The 16,574-nt window shown below is 70.4% G+C and carries 17 protein-coding genes and 1 pseudogene; 8 read left to right on the top strand and 10 right to left on the bottom strand.

Annotation, left to right across the window (positions count from 1 at the left end):
• Positions 1 to 136: 136 nt before the first annotated feature.
• The 5 genes and pseudogenes from ACQEU8_RS29680 to ACQEU8_RS29660 all read left to right on the top strand — a co-directional run bounded on the left by ACQEU8_RS29680 (position 137) and on the right by ACQEU8_RS29660 (position 6,106).
• Positions 137 to 2,290, top strand: coding sequence for an MMPL family transporter (locus tag ACQEU8_RS29680; RefSeq protein WP_433106485.1), 2,154 nt, complete (start codon positions 137 to 139; stop codon positions 2,288 to 2,290).
• Positions 2,291 to 2,347: 57 nt separating this feature from the next.
• Positions 2,348 to 3,631 carry a sensor histidine kinase gene (locus ACQEU8_RS29675; RefSeq protein ID WP_433108811.1) on the top strand — a complete coding sequence of 428 codons (1,284 nt, stop codon included), beginning with the start codon at positions 2,348 to 2,350 and terminating at the stop codon, positions 3,629 to 3,631.
• On the top strand, positions 3,628 to 4,341 hold the full coding sequence (locus ACQEU8_RS29670) for a response regulator (protein ID WP_433106483.1): 714 nt from the start codon (positions 3,628 to 3,630) through the stop codon (positions 4,339 to 4,341). Before ACQEU8_RS29675 ends, ACQEU8_RS29670 begins: the two co-directional genes overlap by 4 nt.
• 109 nt (positions 4,342 to 4,450) lie before the next feature.
• A pseudogene (gene recO, locus ACQEU8_RS29665) lies at positions 4,451 to 5,197 on the top strand (DNA repair protein RecO); the annotation flags it as partial.
• Positions 5,198 to 5,272: 75 nt separating this feature from the next.
• Positions 5,273 to 6,106, top strand: coding sequence for an isoprenyl transferase (locus ACQEU8_RS29660; RefSeq protein WP_433106481.1), 834 nt, complete (start codon positions 5,273 to 5,275; stop codon positions 6,104 to 6,106).
• Between the two features lie 87 nt (positions 6,107 to 6,193).
• Here the strand turns inward: ACQEU8_RS29660 and ACQEU8_RS29655 are convergent, their stop codons facing one another.
• Positions 6,194 to 6,466 carry a DUF4190 domain-containing protein gene (locus ACQEU8_RS29655; protein WP_433106479.1) on the bottom strand — a complete coding sequence of 91 codons (273 nt, stop codon included), beginning with the start codon at positions 6,464 to 6,466 and terminating at the stop codon, positions 6,194 to 6,196.
• 2 nt (positions 6,467 to 6,468) lie between these two features.
• A complete protein-coding gene (locus tag ACQEU8_RS29650; RefSeq protein ID WP_433106477.1) occupies positions 6,469 to 6,630 on the bottom strand; it encodes a hypothetical protein in 162 nt (53 codons plus the stop codon).
• Between the two features lie 139 nt (positions 6,631 to 6,769).
• On the opposite strand from ACQEU8_RS29650, the gene ACQEU8_RS29645 reads away from it, so the two are divergent.
• Entirely contained in the window at positions 6,770 to 7,429 is a 660-nt protein-coding gene (locus ACQEU8_RS29645) for a TetR family transcriptional regulator (RefSeq protein WP_433106475.1), read from the top strand.
• Positions 7,430 to 7,462: 33 nt separating this feature from the next.
• On the opposite strand, the gene ACQEU8_RS29640 is transcribed toward ACQEU8_RS29645, so the two are convergent.
• Both ACQEU8_RS29640 and ACQEU8_RS29635 read right to left on the bottom strand, forming a co-directional pair.
• Entirely contained in the window at positions 7,463 to 8,209 is a 747-nt protein-coding gene (locus ACQEU8_RS29640; protein ID WP_433106473.1) for an ABC transporter permease, read from the bottom strand.
• Positions 8,202 to 9,143, bottom strand: a complete 942-nt coding sequence (locus tag ACQEU8_RS29635; protein WP_433106471.1) for an ATP-binding cassette domain-containing protein — start codon at positions 9,141 to 9,143, stop codon at positions 8,202 to 8,204. The genes ACQEU8_RS29640 and ACQEU8_RS29635 overlap by 8 nt, the downstream gene beginning before the upstream one ends.
• A 120-nt stretch (positions 9,144 to 9,263) precedes the next feature.
• On the opposite strand from ACQEU8_RS29635, the gene ACQEU8_RS29630 reads away from it, so the two are divergent.
• Entirely contained in the window at positions 9,264 to 10,040 is a 777-nt protein-coding gene (locus tag ACQEU8_RS29630) for a TetR/AcrR family transcriptional regulator (protein ID WP_433106469.1), read from the top strand.
• An 82-nt stretch (positions 10,041 to 10,122) separates the two neighbouring features.
• Here the strand turns inward: ACQEU8_RS29630 and ACQEU8_RS29625 are convergent, their stop codons facing one another.
• The 4 genes from ACQEU8_RS29625 to ACQEU8_RS29610 all read right to left on the bottom strand — a co-directional run bounded on the left by ACQEU8_RS29625 (position 10,123) and on the right by ACQEU8_RS29610 (position 13,436).
• Complete coding sequence (locus tag ACQEU8_RS29625; protein ID WP_433106467.1) at positions 10,123 to 10,536, bottom strand: Fur family transcriptional regulator; 414 nt, start codon at positions 10,534 to 10,536, stop codon at positions 10,123 to 10,125.
• 107 nt (positions 10,537 to 10,643) lie between these two features.
• The gene (locus ACQEU8_RS29620) at positions 10,644 to 11,576 is read right to left on the bottom strand and encodes a metal ABC transporter permease (protein ID WP_433106465.1); all 933 of its coding nucleotides are present in this window, start codon (positions 11,574 to 11,576) and stop codon (positions 10,644 to 10,646) included.
• Positions 11,573 to 12,373, bottom strand: a complete 801-nt coding sequence (locus ACQEU8_RS29615; RefSeq protein ID WP_433106463.1) for a metal ABC transporter ATP-binding protein — start codon at positions 12,371 to 12,373, stop codon at positions 11,573 to 11,575. The genes ACQEU8_RS29620 and ACQEU8_RS29615 overlap by 4 nt, the downstream gene beginning before the upstream one ends.
• Before the next feature lie 46 nt (positions 12,374 to 12,419).
• Entirely contained in the window at positions 12,420 to 13,436 is a 1,017-nt protein-coding gene (locus tag ACQEU8_RS29610; RefSeq protein ID WP_433106461.1) for a metal ABC transporter substrate-binding protein, read from the bottom strand.
• Between the two features lie 173 nt (positions 13,437 to 13,609).
• Between ACQEU8_RS29610 and ACQEU8_RS29605 the strand changes: the two genes are divergently transcribed.
• Positions 13,610 to 14,992 carry a glycine--tRNA ligase gene (locus ACQEU8_RS29605; protein WP_433106459.1) on the top strand — a complete coding sequence of 461 codons (1,383 nt, stop codon included), beginning with the start codon at positions 13,610 to 13,612 and terminating at the stop codon, positions 14,990 to 14,992.
• Positions 14,993 to 15,059: 67 nt separating this feature from the next.
• Here ACQEU8_RS29605 and ACQEU8_RS29600 read toward each other — a convergent pair whose 3' ends face one another.
• Both ACQEU8_RS29600 and ACQEU8_RS29595 read right to left on the bottom strand, forming a co-directional pair.
• A complete protein-coding gene (locus ACQEU8_RS29600; protein WP_433106457.1) occupies positions 15,060 to 15,797 on the bottom strand; it encodes an SAM-dependent methyltransferase in 738 nt (245 codons plus the stop codon).
• 28 nt (positions 15,798 to 15,825) lie between these two features.
• Complete coding sequence (locus tag ACQEU8_RS29595) at positions 15,826 to 16,488, bottom strand: Uma2 family endonuclease (RefSeq protein ID WP_433106454.1); 663 nt, start codon at positions 16,486 to 16,488, stop codon at positions 15,826 to 15,828.
• Positions 16,489 to 16,574 lie beyond the last annotated feature (86 nt).

Genomic DNA, 16,574 nt, shown 5'->3' with positions numbered 1-16,574 from the left:
ACGACCGGGGGAGTAACGGGCGCCCCGGGCCGACCGCGGTGGTAGTGGGGGGTTCGGTCGTGGGGGCGACGATCCGGGCGCGGCGGGCCGGAAGCCTGGTCGGGAGTCAGTTTCCCGACGGAAAAGGGGGACCCGGATGGGACCCACGATCGAAGTGACCGAGCGGGCGGACACGCCCACGCCACCACCCGGCGACGAACCCCCCACGGGCCGCCGCCCCCGCGCCGTACCGTGGGCCGTCATCGCACTGTGGGTCGTCGTCCTCGCGCTGGCCGCGCCGTTCGCGGGAAAGCTCATGGACGTCACCCGCGACAAGCCCACCGACTACCTGCCCGGCAGCGCCGACTCCACCCGCGTGCAGCACCTGGTGGAGGAACTGCCCGGCGGCAGCACCAGCGCACTGCTGCTCGTCCACCACCGCGACAGCGGGCTGACCGCGGCCGACCGGGAGTCGGCCCGTGACCAGGTACGCCGGATCACCGACAGCTACGCCCTCGCGGGCGAGAAGAACGGCGCCCTCCCGCGCACCGTCCCCGCGAAGGACGGCAAGACCCTCCTCACCGCGTTCTCCCTCACGGGGATGGGCAACGAGGACGTACGGGACAAAGCGGTGCACGATATCCGGGACCGGATCATCCGGGACGGCGGTGCGGACGATCCGCGCGGGCTGACCGTCGAGCTGGGCGGTCCCGGGGCGATGGCCGCGGACAGCAGTGAGATCTTCGAGTCCGTCGACGGGACGCTGATGCTGGGCACGGCGGTGGTCGTCGCACTGCTGCTGATCCTCACCTACCGCAGCCCGGTGCTGTGGCTGGTCCCGTTGCTGGTGGTCGGGGTGGCGGCGCTGGCTGCCAGAGCGCTCGTCTACGGGCTTGTGCAGGCGTTCGATCTGACGGCCACCACCATGAACACCTCGGTGATGACGGTGCTCATCTTCGGCGCCGGCACCGACTACGCCCTGCTGCTGGTGTCCCGCTACCGCGAGGAACTCCGCCGCCACCAGCGCCCGTTCGACGCGATGACCGCCGCACTGCGCGGCTGCGGGCCCGCGGTGCTCGCCTCGTCCGGCACGGTCGCGGCAGGACTGCTGTGCCTGCTGGCGGCGGACCTGAACAGCGTCAACGCGCTGGGTCCGGTGGGCGCCGTCGGCGTCGTCTGCGCGCTCGCCGCGATGATGACGCTGCTGCCCGCGCTGCTCGTCCTGCTGGGGCGGCGGCTGTTCTGGCCGCTGATCCCGGCGTACGGCAGCAAGCAGCCGGTCCGCCGCACCATGTTCACCTTGATGGGCAGCTCGGCCGGGCGCCGCCCGGTCACCGTCCTGGTGGGCGGCGCGCTGCTGCTCGGCGCGCTCTCCCTCGGCTCCTTCGCGATGCCGGGTGACCTGCGCGAACAGGACACATTTACCAAGAAGCCCGAGTCGGTCTCCGCACAGGAGACGGTGCAGCAGGCGTTCCCCGAGAGCAGCAGCCAGCCGGTCACGGTCCTCGCCCGCACCGCGGCGGCCGGGGACGTCGAGCGGACCGTACGCGGTACGGACGGTGTCGTTCGGGTCGAGAAGGGGCGCAGCGGCGGCGGCTGGACGGAGTTCGCCGTGTACGCCAAGGACAAGCCGGAATCGGCGGGCGAGCAGCGGACCATCCGGCAGCTGCGCGGCGAGTTGAGCGCGCTGGACGGGGCCGGGGCGCTGGTCGGCGGGCCGAGCGCGCAACAGCTGGACCTGCAGGAGACCAACGCGGACGACCGCCAGGTGGTGATCCCGCTGGTGCTGGTCGCGGTGCTGGTCATCCTGATCGCGCTGCTGCGCAGCCTCGTCGCGCCGCTCATCCTGACGGTCGCCGTCGTCGCCTCCTGGGGGGCCGCGCTGGGCCTGGGCGGGCTGGTCTTCGAGCCGGTGCTGGGCTTCGAGGGGCTCGACCCGGGCATCCCGTTGATGACCTTCGTCTTCCTCGTCGCGCTCGGCGTCGACTACGGCATCTTCCTGATGCACCGCACCCGTGAGGAGTCGCTGCGCGGGGTGCCCGTGGCCGAGGCCTCGCTGACCGCGCTGCGCACCACGGGCGGGGTGATCGCCTCCGCGGGCATCGTGCTGGCCGCCACCTTCTGTGTGCTGGCGACGCTGCCGATGGTGCTGATGGCGCAGATGGGCCTGGTCATCGCGGTGGGCGTGCTGCTGGACACCTTCTTGGTGCGGACGTATCTGGTCACTTCCGCAAGCCAGTTGCTGAAGCGGTGGATGTGGTGGCCGGGCCGGCTGTTCCGTACGGAGGGCGAGGGCGCACGCCGTGAGTGAGAGGCGTGACCCACTGCCGCAACCGGCTGCCCCTGGCGCAGGATTGGGCCTGTGCAGATGCCTCAGGATCCGTTGAACGCGCTCGTACGGCGCTCCCTGCTGCAGCCTCCGCAGCAGGGAGCGCCGGTCACCCGGCGCGATGTGCTGCTCGCGGTGGCCGTGTGCGCCGTTCAGACGGCCATGGCGCTGGCCGCCTCGCCTGCCAACGGGCGCTTCCCCACGCTGCTCGGCTGGGCGCTGCTGACCTGCTCCGGCGCGCTGCTGGTCTTCCGCCGCCGGGCGCCGTGGCTGACGGTCTTGGGGATCCTGGTGTGCGTCGGCCCGTACCACGCGCAGGACTTCTCCCATCTGGCCGCCGTACCGGGGGCGTTGGTGGCGCTCTACTCGATGGCCGTCGTGGGGCCGCCGCTGCGCTCGTTCGCCACCCTCTGCGGGATCGTCGGCCTGATGGTGACGGTGATGAGCACCGCCGGGAAGACCCACGAGCTGAGCGACATGATGCGCTCGTCGGGGTGGATCGTGGTGTGTGTGCTGTTCGGTGAGACGGTACGGATCCACCGCAACTACCTCACCGCCGTCGTGGAGCGCGCCGAACGGGCCGAGCGCACCCGCGAGGAGGAGGCGGCCCGCCGCGTCGCGCAGGAGCGGCTGCGTATCGCCCGCGACCTGCACGATCTGCTTGCGCACAGCATCACCCTGATCGGTGTGCAGACCTCCGTCGCCGCGCACGTGCTGATGGCCGACCCCGAACGGCTGGACCGGGAGGCGGTCGCCAAGGCACTGGAGGGCATCTCCGACACCTGCCGGGGCGCACGTGCCGAACTGCGCACCACCCTGGAGGTGCTGCGCGCCGGGGACGCGGACGGGAAGGAGCCGCTGCCGGGCCTGTCCGGGCTGCCGGACCTGGCCAGGGCGGCCTGCGACGCGGGCGCGCACGTCGAACTGTCCCTCCGCGATTCGGCGCACGCCCTGGCGCCCGCGCCGGCTGTGGGCGCCGCCGCCTACCGCATCGTTCAGGAGGCGCTGACCAACGCCGTACGGCACGCGGGGGCCTCCGTCTCCGTACGGGCCGTGGTGGAGGGGGTGGGCGGGGCACTGCGGGTCAGTGTCGTCGACGACGGCGGGGGCGGCGGCGCCCCGGCGGACGCCGGGGAGGGGGCGGGCGGCCCCGGCGGGTTCGGTATCGCCGGGATGCGGGAGCGGGCCCGCAGCGTCGGCGGCACCCTCGAGGCCGGGCCCCGCGCTCCCCGTCCCGGGTACGCCGTCACCGCCCTGCTGCCCGCCCGACCGTCCGTTGCCGCACCGACGTCCGTCGCCGCACCGAGGAGATCCCTGACATGACGGAAACCGCACGGGACACCAGGGGCGGCAGCGGCCCCATCCGGATCGTCCTCGCCGACGACCAGACGCTGGTGCGAGCGGCCTTCGCCATGCTCATCGCCTCCGCTCAGGACATGACCGTGGTGGGGGAGGCGGCGACCGGCCGGGAAGCGGTCGCACTGACCCGCTCCTCCCGCGCGGATGTCGTCGTCATGGACATCCGCATGCCCGACCTCGACGGCATCGAGGCCACCCGGCAGATCGCCGCCCAGAAGGACCTGGACAGTGTGAAGGTCCTCGTCCTGACCACCTACGACACCGACGAGCACGTGGTCGAGGCGCTGCGTGCCGGGGCCTCCGGGTTCCTGGTCAAGGACACCCGCCCCGCCGAGCTGCTGGACGCGATACGTACCGTCGCCGCGGGAGAGGCGCTGCTCTCGCCGGGGCCGACCGCACGGCTGATCGCCCGCGTACTGCGGGCGCCGACGCCGGACGCGCCGCTCGGGCCGTGTCCGGAGGCCCTCGCCGCCCTCTCGGCGCGGGAGCGCCAAGTCCTCGCCCTGGTCGGGCGCGGCCTCAACAACACCGAGATCGCCGAGGCGCTGGCGCTGTCGCCGCTCACCGCGAAGACGCATGTGAGCCGCATCATGGGCAAGCTCTCCGTGCGTGACCGCGCACAACTTGTGATCGCCGCCTATGAGTCCGCCCTCATCACCCCGGGCGCCCCCTGATGGCGAGGGGGTGCCCCTGCCCGCCCGTCGTCGACCGCGGGTTGCGTTGTGGTTGCTCGCGCCGTTCCCCGCGCCCCTTCGGGGCGCGTGCGTGCGGGAGAATGGGGCCATGACCCTGTTCCGTGATGACGGCATCGTGCTGCGTACGCAGAAGCTCGGCGAGGCCGACCGGATCATCACGTTGCTCACCCGGGGGCACGGGCGGGTGCGCGCTGTGGCGCGGGGGGTGCGGCGGACGAAGTCGAAGTTCGGAGCGCGGCTGGAGCCGTTCAGCCATGTCGACGTGCAGTTCTTCGCACGGGGCAGCGAACTGGTGGGGCGCGGCCTCCCCCTCTGTACGCAGACGGAGACGATCGCCCCGTACGGCCAGGGCATCGTGGCGGACTACGACCGCTACACCGCCGGTACGGCGATGCTGGAGACCGCCGAGCGGTTCACCGACCACGAGGGCGAGCCGAACGTGCAGCAGTATCTGCTGCTGGTCGGCGGCCTGCGCACCCTCGCGACGGGCGAGCACGGCGCGGGCCTGGTGCTGGACGCCTTCCTGCTGCGCTCCCTCGCGATGGGCGGCTACGCGCCCAGCTTCGCGGACTGCGCCAAGTGCGGACTGCCGGGACCGAACCGGTTCTTCTCCGTCGCGTCGGGCGGCGTGGTGTGTGCCGACTGCCGGGTCCCGGGCAGCGTGGTGCCCTCCCCGGAGGCGCTGCGGCTGCTGGGTGCCCTGCTGACCGGTGACTGGGAGACGGCGGACGCCGCCGAGCCCCGGCACTGCCGGGAGGGCTCGGGCCTGGTCTCGGCGTATCTGCACTGGCACCTGGAGCGCGGGCTGCGCTCCCTGCGCTACGTCCGGCAGGCGTCCGGCGGCCAGGAGCGGCTAGGCTCGGGCGGGTCAGCACTGCCCCCGAGCCCCGCCCGCTGGAGATGAGTACCGATGGCACGCCGCGGAATGCTGTCCTGGTCGCAGCAGCGCGAGTACGCGACGCCCGAACCGCACCCCTCGGGTGCCCGGCCGCCCAAGATCCCGGGCGAGCTGGTCCCGAACCATGTGGCGGTCGTCATGGACGGCAACGGCCGGTGGGCCAAGCAGCGGGGGCTGCCGCGTACGGAAGGCCACAAGGTCGGTGAGGGCGTCGTCATGGACGTGCTCAAGGGCTGCATCGAGATGGGTGTGAAGAACCTGTCGCTGTACGCCTTCTCGACCGAGAACTGGAAGCGCTCGCCCGAAGAGGTGCGCTTCCTGATGAACTTCAACCGCGATGTGATCCGCCGTCGCCGGGACGAGATGGACGCGCTGGGGATCCGCATCCGCTGGGTGGGCCGGATGCCCAAGCTGTGGAAGTCCGTCGTGCAGGAGCTCCAGGTCGCCCAGGAGCAGACGAAGGACAACGAAGCGATGACGCTGTACTTCTGCGTCAACTACGGTGGCCGCGCCGAGATCGCGGACGCGGCGCGCGGCATCGCCGAGGATGTGGCGGCAGGCCGGCTGGATCCGGCCAAGGTCAACGAGAAGACGTTCGCGAAGTATCTGTACTACCGCGACATGCCGGACGTGGATCTCTTCCTGCGCCCGTCGGGCGAGCAGCGTACGTCCAACTATCTGATCTGGCAGAGCGCCTACGCGGAGATGGTCTACCAGGACGTGCTGTGGCCGGACTTCGACCGGCGCGATCTGTGGGCGGCCTGCCTGGAGTACGCCCAGCGCGACCGCCGCTTTGGCGGTGCCCGCAATGACGAGGGCCAGCAGGGCGCCGCGAAGGGCGCGTGAGCGGGTGCCCCTTGCCGCTGGCTGCGGGCTGCGGGCGCGTTGTGGTTGCGCGCGCCGTTCCCCGCGCCCCTGACGGGGCGCCCTCCGTCAGCTCCCGAAGCTCCAGGAGACCGTGCCGTTCGCGGTCACCAGTACGGCCAGCACGATCAGGTCGGCGGCGCCCAACGCAGTGCCCAGCAGGGCGCGGCCGCGCCGGGTGGTGCCGCGGGCGAGTGCCAGTCCGCCCAGTATCAGGGCGCAGGGGCCGAGGACGATGTTGAACACCAGCAGCCCGACCAGTCCCATGACGAACGAGGCCACGGCCATGTCGTCGGCGTCGCCCGTCCGGGTACGGCCCTTGCGGAGCAGCACAGTGGTCATGGTCAACTCCTCTGCCGGTTGCGGCGGGTGCGCTCGCGGACGGTGAAGACCAGCAGCCAGGCGGCGATGACCGCGGCTGCCGAGAGGGTCACCTCGGGCGGCAGTTGGGCCGGCGGGCCCACCAGTACGCCCAGCAGGAGGAACGCTGCGACGAGGAAGATCATCTGTTCCTCTCTCCCAACTCGTTGTGTGTGAGCGGTCGTCGTGCGCTTGAACGTTCAGTGAACAACTGTCGTTACAGTTGTTCACTGAGTTCGACACTACAGCATTGCGGCGCTCGGCGCACAACTGTTTACTGAGACCATGAGCAGCACCACCCCCACCCCCCACTCGCAGCGGGACCTCCAGAAGGCCCGGACGCGCCGCGCGCTGCTGGACGCCGGACTGGCGCTGCTGGAGGAGCAGAGCCTCAGCAGCCTCGGCCTGCGCGAGATCACCCGCGCCGTCGGCATCTCACCCGCGGGCTTCTACCGGCACTTCCGGGACGTGAGCGATCTCGGTGTCGCCCTGGTCGAGGAGTCGCTGGGCAGCCTGCACGCGGTGATACAGGCCGGGCTGACCGAGCGCAGCGAGGACGGTGAGCGCATCGACCACCTCGTCGACGCCATCGCCCGCTATGTGCACGAACACCCCGAGCACATCCGCTTCGTATGCCGCGAACGGCATGGCGGGGTGGCCGCCGTACGGATCGCCATCGGTGCCCAGCTCAACCGGTTCGCGGAGGAGGTGGCCGAGGCGCTCGCCCGCGACGAGGTCTCCCGCGGCTGGAGTTCGGCGGATCTGCGCATGCTCGGCGAGACGTACGTCGACCAGATGGTGATGACCGCCTCCGCCTTCCTGGAAGCGGCCCAGGGCGAGGGCCCGCCGGAGGACGTCGTGGCGCACAAGGCCCGCCGCAGGCTCCGCCTGATCAGCCTCGGCCGCCGCCACTGGACCTCCGACCCGGCGCCCCCCGCCTCCTGACGCCGGGTCAGCCCCCCTCGCCCTGTCGCGCCGTCAGCCGGTGCGCCGCCGGAACAGCGCCGCGCACAACGGCAGCGTCACCGCCAGCAGCCCCAGGCACCAAGCCGACGCCAGCCAGGGGCTGTTGCCGGTGGGCTGGTCCAGCAGCAGCCCGCGCAGCGACTCGATCACCGGGGTCACCGGCTGGTTGTCGGCGAAGCCGTGCAGCCAGTCCGGCATGGTGTCGATCGGTACGAACGCGCTGCTGGGGTACGGCAGGAAGAGCATGCCGAAGGTGAACCCGCCGGCCGCCTCCGGGGTCTTGGCCAGCAGGCCCGCCGCGGCACCCAGCCAGGAGAGCGTGGTGATGTAGAGCAGCAGGATGCCGATTGCCGCCAACCAGTCGGCTGTTCCCGCGTGCGGCCGGAACCCGATCGCGAACGCGACGGCCAGTACGGCCGCCGTGGCCACCGCGTTGCGTGCCACGCTCGCCGCGACATGGCCGGTCAGCACGGCGGTGGGGCCGGTGTCCATCGAGCGGAAGCGGTCGATGATGCCGCCCGTCATGTCGTTGGAGACGGTGGTCGCCGTCATCGAGGCGCCGTACCCCGCGCACAGGATCAGCACACCGGGCGCCACATAGGTCACATACTCCCCGGTGCTCGCCTCGATGGCGCCGCCGAAGAAGTAGACGAACACCAGCATCAGCAGCACCGGCAGCACCAGTGCCATGATCACCGCATCCAGATTGCGCCGGGTCAGCCGGATGGAACGGCCCGCCAGTACCACGTACTCACTCATGGGTCAGCTCCAGGAAGACGTCGTCAAGGGTGGCGCTGTGCAGCGCGAAGCGCGCGATCTGCTCGCGCGTGGGGTCCAACTCGTCCAGCAGCGCCCGTACATGCGCCGCGCTGCCGTCGGTCGCCACACCCAGCACCAGCTCCTCCGGCACCCGGTGCAGCGCGCGCCCGCCCAGCCGCCCGGCCAGCTCCGCGTACGCCGCGTGCCCGGCCATCGTCAGATCCAGCCGCTGGGCCGTGACGGTCTTCTTCAGCTCCTCGGGCGTGCCCTCCGCCCGCACCCTGCCGCTGTCCAGCACGGCCACCCGGTCGGCCAGCTGATCGGCCTCCTCCAGATACTGCGTGGTCAGAAAGACGGTCACGCCCGCCTTGGCCAGCGAACCGACGGTCTGCCACATCGTGCGGCGGCTGCGCGGATCGAGCCCCGTCGTCGGCTCGTCCAGGAAGACCACCTCCGGATCGCTGACGAGCCCGGCCGCTATGTCCAGCCTGCGCCGCATCCCGCCCGAGTAGGTCGACACCCGGCGGCCCCCCGCCTCGGTGAGCGCGAACCGCTCCAGCAGCTCCTCGGCGCGGGTGTGCGCGGCGGCGCGTGAGCGGCCGCGCAGCCGCGCCATCATCCGCAGGTTCTCCAGCCCGGTCTGCTCCTCGTCGAGCGCCGCGTACTGCCCGGTGAGGCTGATGGCCCGGCGTACCCGGGACCGCGCGGCGACCACATCGTGACCGGCCACGGTGGCCCGCCCCGCATCGGCGCGGGTCAGCGTCGCCAGGATGCGGACGGTGGTGGTCTTGCCCGCTCCGTTCGGACCGAGCAGTGCGAAGACGCTGCCGCGCCGCACCCGCAGATCGAGCCCCTGGAGCACCTGTACGGAGCCGTACGCCTTGCTCAGCCCTTGCGTCTCGATCGCCCAACTCGCCTCCGGCGCTGGGTACATGGCGCGTCCCCCCTCTTCTGTGTATCCGATACGCACTACTGCGTATGCAATAAACTTTACTGCGTATGCTATACACGCTCCGAGTGGTGAATGGCAACCCGAAGGGTGGAACGGCGGACGATGACCAAGCGGGAGCAGCAGTCGGCGGGCGGTCTCCCGGCAGGCGTGGCCGCCGCCTGGGGGCTGAAGGAGCGGCCGGGCAAGGGCCCGGCCCGCGGGCTGGACGTACGGCGGATCGTCGCGGCCGCCATCGGCATCGCCGACACCGAGGGGCTCGCCGCGCTCTCCATGAGCCGCGTCGCGTCCGAGATCGGCGTCTCGACCATGGCCCTCTACCGCTACGTCGCGGGCAAGGACGACCTACTGATCCTCATGGAGGACGCGGCCATCGGCGCCCCCGTGCCGGGCCCGCCAGCGGAAGAGGGCTGGCGTGCCGGCATCGAGCACTGGGCGCGCGCCTACCACGCCGTGCTGCGGCGCCATCTGTGGATCGTCCGCATCCCCATCGGCACTCCACCGCTGTCCCCGCACGGGGTGGAGTGGATGGAGCAGGCACTGGCCTATCTGCGGGACACCGGGCTGGACGCCGAGGAGAAACTCGGCGTCCTGATCACCCTCAGTGGCCACGCCCGCAGCAACGTCGCCCTCCTCGCGGACATCGACGAGGCGAGCCGGTCGCACGGCGCCGATTGGGAGGACGCGCACAAGCGGTACTGGCAGTTGCTGACCGACCTCACCGGTACCGGTGACTTTCCCGCCATCCGCGGGCTGCTCGCCTCCGGCGAACTGGATGACGGCCCCCCGGACGACGATTGGGAGGGCACCGGCGACTTTGCCTTCGGCCTGACGACGATTTTGGACGGGGTGGAGGCGCGCATCTCAGCGCGGAGCGGGTGATTGGTGCCGTTCGCGGGCGGCTGCGGCTACGTCGTGGCTGGTCGCGCAGTTCCCCGCGCCCCTTCGGGGCGCCGGGCAAGCCCTAGTGGCTCGCCGCGCAATCTCCACAGGTGCCGAAAATCTCCACCGTGTGGCCCACGTTGACGAACCCGTGCTCGGCGGCGACCGAGGCGGCCCACTTCTCCACCGCGGGGCCTTCGACCTCGACGGCCTTGCCGCAGGCGCGGCAGACCAGATGGTGGTGGTGGTCGTCACTGTGGCAGCGCCGGTAGACGGCCTCGCCGTCGTCCGTACGCAGCACGTCGACCTCGCCGGCGTCGGCGAGGGACTGGAGGGTTCGGTAGACGGTGGTGAGCCCGACCGAGTCGCCCCGGTGCTTGAGCATGTCGTGCAGTTCCTGCGCGCTGCGGAACTCCTCGACCTCGGCGAGTGCCGCGGAGACTGCGGCGCGTTGCCGGGTCGACCGGCCGCGTACAGGGGGACCTGCGGTGGTCACGCTCTGGCTCCTTACGTTCGTCGGCTCCGGGGAGGCGCCGAGGCGACTCCGGGTCGGTGCGGCGTTCGCGGGCACCCATTGTGCCAGGCGCTCCCGGAGCGCGGGTATTACACCCTGCTCGGGCGGTCCACCGGCCCCGTGCCCTCGGCGGCGTTCTCCTTCCCGTCCGCTACCAGGGTGCCCTCTGACTCCCCTCCGGCGACAGTCCTTCCTCCGTCACGTGCGGCCCGGCGCCGGGCCAGCGGCGCGGCCAGTGCCGTGACCAAGCAGAAGAGCCCGATCGCGAGGACGACGATGCTGGCGCCGGGCGGCACGTCGGCGTAGTAGGACGTCATCGTGCCGGAGAGGGTGACGGCGACGCCGAAGCCCATCGCCAGCCCCAGGGTGGCGGCGAAGCCGCGGGTGGCCTGCTGCGCCGCGGCCACCGGGATCACCATCAGCGCGCTGACCAGCAGCAGTCCGACCACCCGCATCGCCACCGTGACCGTCACCGCCGCCGTCACTGCCAGCAGCAGGTTCAGCAGCCGCACCGGCAGCCCCGTGACCCGCGCGAACTCCTCGTCCTGGCAGACGGCGAAAAGCTGCCGCCGCAACCCGAGCGCGACGAGCAGCACGAAGACGGACAGTCCGACGATGGCGGTGATGTCCTCGGGGGAGACGGTGGTGATGGAGCCGAAGAGGTAGGTGGTGAGGTTGGCGTTGGAGCCGTTCGGCGACAGGTTGATGATCATGACGCCGCCCGCCATACCGCCGTAGAACAGCATCGCCAGCGCGATGTCGCCCCGCGCCTTGCCGTACCAGCGGATCAGCTCCATGGTGATCGCGCCCAGCGAGGCGACGAGCACGGCCATCCACACCGGGTTGGTGCTCAGCAGGAAGCCCAGCGCGACACCGGTGAGCGCGACATGGCCGATGCCGTCGCCCATGATCGCCTGGCGGCGCTGTACGAGGTAGATGCCGACGGCGGGCGCCGCGATGCCGACCAGCAGCGCGGCGAGCAGCGCCCGCTGCATGAACGCGAAGTCCAGCATCTCGATCATGAGAGCAACCCCGTCTCGATCTTCGGTGCCGCCTCGGCGGCGGGTACGGAGCCGTGCGGATGGCAGGCCAGATCGTGCAGCCGGTCGGGGTTGTCCACCCGCTCGACCTGTCCGTCCCGCAGTACGACGGCGTGGTCGATCAGCGGCGCGAGCGGGCCGAGTTCGTGCAGTACGAGCAGTACGGAGGTGCCCCGCTCCACCTGCCGGCGCAGGGTGTCGGCCAGCACCTCCTGGTTGGCCATGTCCACGCCGGCCAGCGGCTCGTCCATGATCAGCAGCTCCGGTTCGGCGACCAGCGCCCGGGCGATCAGCACCCGCTGGTGCTGTCCGCCGGAGAGCGACTCGACCGCGTCCCGCATCCGGTCCGCCATGCCGACCAGCTCCAGCGCGTGCCGGACCGCGGCCTTGTCCTCGCGGCCCAGCGGCCCGAAGCGTCGCCGCGCCAGCCGGCCGGCCGCCACGACCTCGCGGACGGTCGCCGGGACCCCGGCGGCGGCCGTGGAGCGCTGCGGCACATAGCCGAGCCGCCGCCACTGGCGGAAGCGCGCGTACGGGGTGCCGAACAGCTCCAGTTCACCGCCGGTGAGCGGCACCTGGCCCAGTACGGCCCGGATCGTGGTGGACTTGCCCGAGCCGTTGGCGCCCAGCAGCGCGACCGTCTCGCCGCGCTCCACCGTCAGATCCACTCCGCGCAGCACGGGCCGCCCGCCCAGCGCGGCGGTGGCACCGCGCAGGGCGATGGCGGGCGGTGCCTCGGCTATGCCGGCGCCGTCCGGGGCCGCTGTCGTCCTCGTCATGCCTCACGTCCTCACTGAGCGACCGCGCGCCGGGTGCCGTCCTGGCTCACTGCGCGTCGAGCGCCGTCTTGAGCGCGGTCAGGTTCTGGTGCATCACCGAGAAGTAGTCGTCCTTCTTCGGGTCCTTGATGGTCTCGATGGGGCTGAGCACCGAGGTCTTCAGACGCAGGTCTCCGGCGAGGGTCTTGGCGGTCTTGTCGCTGGCGGTGTTCTCGAAGAAGACGGTGTCCACGTCGTCCTCCTTGGCGACCTTGTGCAGCTCCTTCATCCGCGCCGCGCTGGGCTCCGACTCCGGGTCGATACCGGTGACGGCCTCCTCGTGCAGACCGTAGCGCTCGGCGAGGTAGCCGAAGGCGGCGTGTGTGGTGATGAAGGTGTCGGTCTTCTTCTTCTTGAGACCGTCCTTGAAGTCCTTGTCGAGGTTCTTCAGCCGGGAGACGAGGTCCTCGGTGTTCTTCTTGTACTCGTCCTTGTGGTCGGGGTCCGCCTTCTGGAGCTTCTTGCCGACCCCCTCGGCGACCTCGGCGTAGCGCACCGGGTCGAGCCAGACGTGCGGGTCGCCCGCGGCGTTGTCGCCGTGGTCGTGGCCCTCGTGCTCGTCGTGGCCCTTCTCCTCGTGGCTCTTCTCCTTGTGCTCCTCGTGCCCGTGCTCGTCGTGGCCTTCCTCGCCGTGCACGTCGGTCCCGTGCTTCTCCAGGGTGGTGAAGGAGCTTGCCTCCGCGACGTTCTTGACGCCGGACTGGTCGACCGCCTCGTCCACGGCGGGCTGCAGGCCCTTGAGGTAGACGATCATGTCCGCCTCGCTGAGCTCCCCGGTCTGCTTCGGGCTCAGCTCCAGGTCGTGCGGCTCGGTGCCGGGCTTGGTGAGGTTCTGCACCTCGACGTGTTCCCCGCCGATCTGCTGAGCGAGATACGCCATCGGATAGAAGGACGCGGCGACCTGGACCTTCCCGTTGTCGCCCGAGCCGCTGCCACAGGCGGCGAGGGAGAGGGAGGCCAGGCCGAGAGCGCTGAGGGTGGCACTGGTGCGTATGAGCCGACGGGGGCGGGGGCCGATGTTCATGACAGTCATTTTCAGCGAAATTGGAAACGATTGTCAACTAGAGCTTTGCGCTCCGTGATCACAGTGCGATACCGGAACCGCTGCCGGAACCCCGGCCGGAACCGATTTGCCGCGCCCCCTACGGCCCCCAGTAATCTGAGGTATTCCGTCTCGTCGTCAATGAAGAGAGCACCGTGGCCGCCGACAAGATCGACACAATTGTCAGCCTCAGCAAGCGCCGTGGCTTCGTCTACCCGTGCAGTGAGATCTACGGCGGCCAGCGGGCCGCCTGGGATTACGGGCCGCTGGGCGTGGAGCTGAAGGAGAACATCAAGCGCCAGTGGTGGCGCTCCATGGTCACCTCCCGCGACGACGTGGTGGGCATCGACTCGTCGGTGATTCTGGCCCCCGAGGTCTGGGAGGCATCGGGTCATGTCTCCACCTTCACCGATCCGCTCACCGAGTGCACCTCGTGCCACAAGCGCTTCCGTGCCGACCACCTGACCGAGGCGTACGAGGCCAAGCACGGCCGCGAGCCGGAGAACGGTCTGGCCGACATCAACTGTCCGCACTGCGGCAACAAGGGCGGCTTCACCGAGCCCAAGCAGTTCTCCGGGCTGCTCTCCACCCACCTCGGCCCCACCCAGGACTCCGGCTCGGTCACCTACCTGCGTCCCGAGACCGCGCAGGGCATCTTCACCAACTTCGCCGCCGTTCAGCAGACCTCGCGCAAGAAGCCGCCGTTCGGTATCGCGCAGATGGGCAAATCGTTCCGGAACGAGATCACTCCGGGCAACTTCATCTTCCGTACCCGCGAGTTCGAGCAGATGGAGATGGAGTTCTTCGTCAAGCCGGGCGAGGACGAGGAGTGGCACCAGTACTGGATGGACCAGCGCTGGGCCTGGTACCGCGACCTGGGTATCCGCGAGGAGAACATCCGCTGGTACGAGCACCCGAAGGACAAGCTCTCCCACTACTCGAAGCGCACCGCCGACATCGAGTACCGCTTCAACTTCGGCGGCAGCGAGTTCTCCGAGCTGGAGGGCGTCGCCAACCGCACCGACTTCGACCTCACCGCGCACTCCAAGGCGTCCGGCCACGACCTGTCGTACTTCGACCAGGAGGCGGGCGAGCGCTGGACGCCGTACGTCATCGAGCCGGCGGCCGGTGTGAACCGCGCGATGCTCGCCTTCATGCTCGACGCCTACATCGAGGACGAGGCGCCCAACGCCAAGGGCAAGATGGAGAAGCGCACCGTGATGCGCCTCGACCCCAGGCTCGCCCCGGTCAAGGTCGCCGTGCTGCCGCTCTCCCGCAACGAGCAGCTCTCGCCCAAGGCCCGTGGCCTCTCGGAGACGCTGCGTAAGCACTGGAACATCGAGTTCGACGACGCGGGTGCCATCGGCCGCCGCTACCGCCGCCAGGACGAGATCGGCACCCCGTTCTGCGTCACCGTCGACTTCGACACCCTCGACGACAACGCCGTCACGGTGCGTGAGCGCGACACCATGAAGCAGGACCGCGTCTCCCTCGACCAGATCGAGGGCTACCTGGCCGGCCGCCTCCTCGGCTGCTGAGCCACGCGTACGCCGAGGGCCCGGCACCCCGCGAGGGGGTGCCGGGCCTCGTACGTATGCAACGGGCTCACTCGGTGGTGCGGCGCAGCGCCAGGCAGACGAAGCCGAAGCTCTCCCGGTAGCCGCGCAGCCACTCGTCCCGGTGCAGGGCCGCGGCTCGCAGCGCCTCGGCGCTGTCGGGGTGCTCGCGGTTGTCCAGCGCCCAGCGGGCCAGGGAGCCGGTCCAGTTCCACTCGTAGTCGTCCAGCTCGTGCCGGGTGGAAAGGTGCGCGTAGACCGGCGTCCAGCCGTCCGCGATGACCTTCTCGACCGTTCCCGCCAGGTCCTCGTACTCGCCCAGCGTCTCGCGCGCCCATGGGCTCGGCTCCCGCTCCCAGTACGCGTCACCGACCAGCACGGTGCCGCCGGGCGCCAACTGCCCGCGTGCGGCGTCCAGGGTGGGCAGCAGCCCGCCGAACGCGTGCGCCGCGCCCACGCTCAGCACCACGTCGAAGCGCCGCTGAGCCGGGAACGCCGCCGCCTCGGTACGGTGCAGCGTCAGCCGCTCCGCGAGCCCCGCTTCTTGGGAGCGCTGCCGGGCGCGTTCCAGGGCGCCTGCTGAGACGTCAACACCCTCCGCCGTCACGCCCGGATGCCGCCTAAGGACGCGCAGCAGCCACGCCCCCTCACCGCACCCGAGGTCGAGCACGCGTTCGTCGCCGCGTATGACGGCACGGGAGAGCAGCCGGTCGACGGAGGAGTCGTCCAGCGGTGCCGCGATGGGGTGGTCGGTGTGGGCGAGGAGGGAGCGCATCTGTCTGTCCATGCGGGCACTTTGACAGAGCGGGCCCCGCTCACGCCTCCTTTTCCGGGGCTTCCGGCTCTGTGGCCTTCTTCCCCGGCGCCGCATCGAATGGGACGGTGTCCAGTTCGAAGTCGAACGGCGAGGGCAGCTGCACAGGCTTGCCGAACCGGCATGTCGTGCGCTCGGCATATCCCTCCGGCGTGGGGTCCGAGAACACGGAGATGGAGCGGTCCTGCATGTCGAGCAGCAGGTACACGGGGATACCGGCCTTGGCGTAGACCGGCAGCTTGTCGTTCCAGTCGACATCGCGCGTCGCGTTCGAGGTCAACTCGGCGACGAGCGTGAGGGTTTCGCCGTCGATGTACCTGTCGTACGTCCGGAATGCTTCGCGTGCCGCCACGTAGATGTCCGGTCCGTAGGCTCGTTCCTGTCCGGGCAGGGCAAAGAGGAACGGGGCATATGAGACGCGCTGATCCTTCGGCAGCCTTGGCATCAGCTGCTCGACGAGCGAGTCCATCACATCGAGGTAGTACCCCTTCGACCACGGTGACATGACGATGTTTCCCCCGACGATCTCTGCCCGGAAGCCTTCGGGCACCTCCATGGTCAAGAGCGTCCAGAACAGCGAATCGAAGCTGGGCTGTAGTGCCGGGTTCGGTTCCGGTTCCTCGGGGGAATCTATGGCTGTCGGTCGATCGAGCATCACTGTCATGATGCGCCCTCCAGGTGCTGAGTTCCAGACACAACTCACCGTAGCCAGGCGCACCGACAATGTGAGCGGATCACCTGGCGGGGCCC

It is taken from the genome of Streptomyces sp. CA-250714 (assembly GCF_050936705.1).
Lineage (GTDB): Bacteria > Actinomycetota > Actinomycetes > Streptomycetales > Streptomycetaceae > Streptomyces.
Note: the sequence above shows the minus strand (reverse complement) of the source record. Positions and strands in the feature narration are given on the sequence as shown.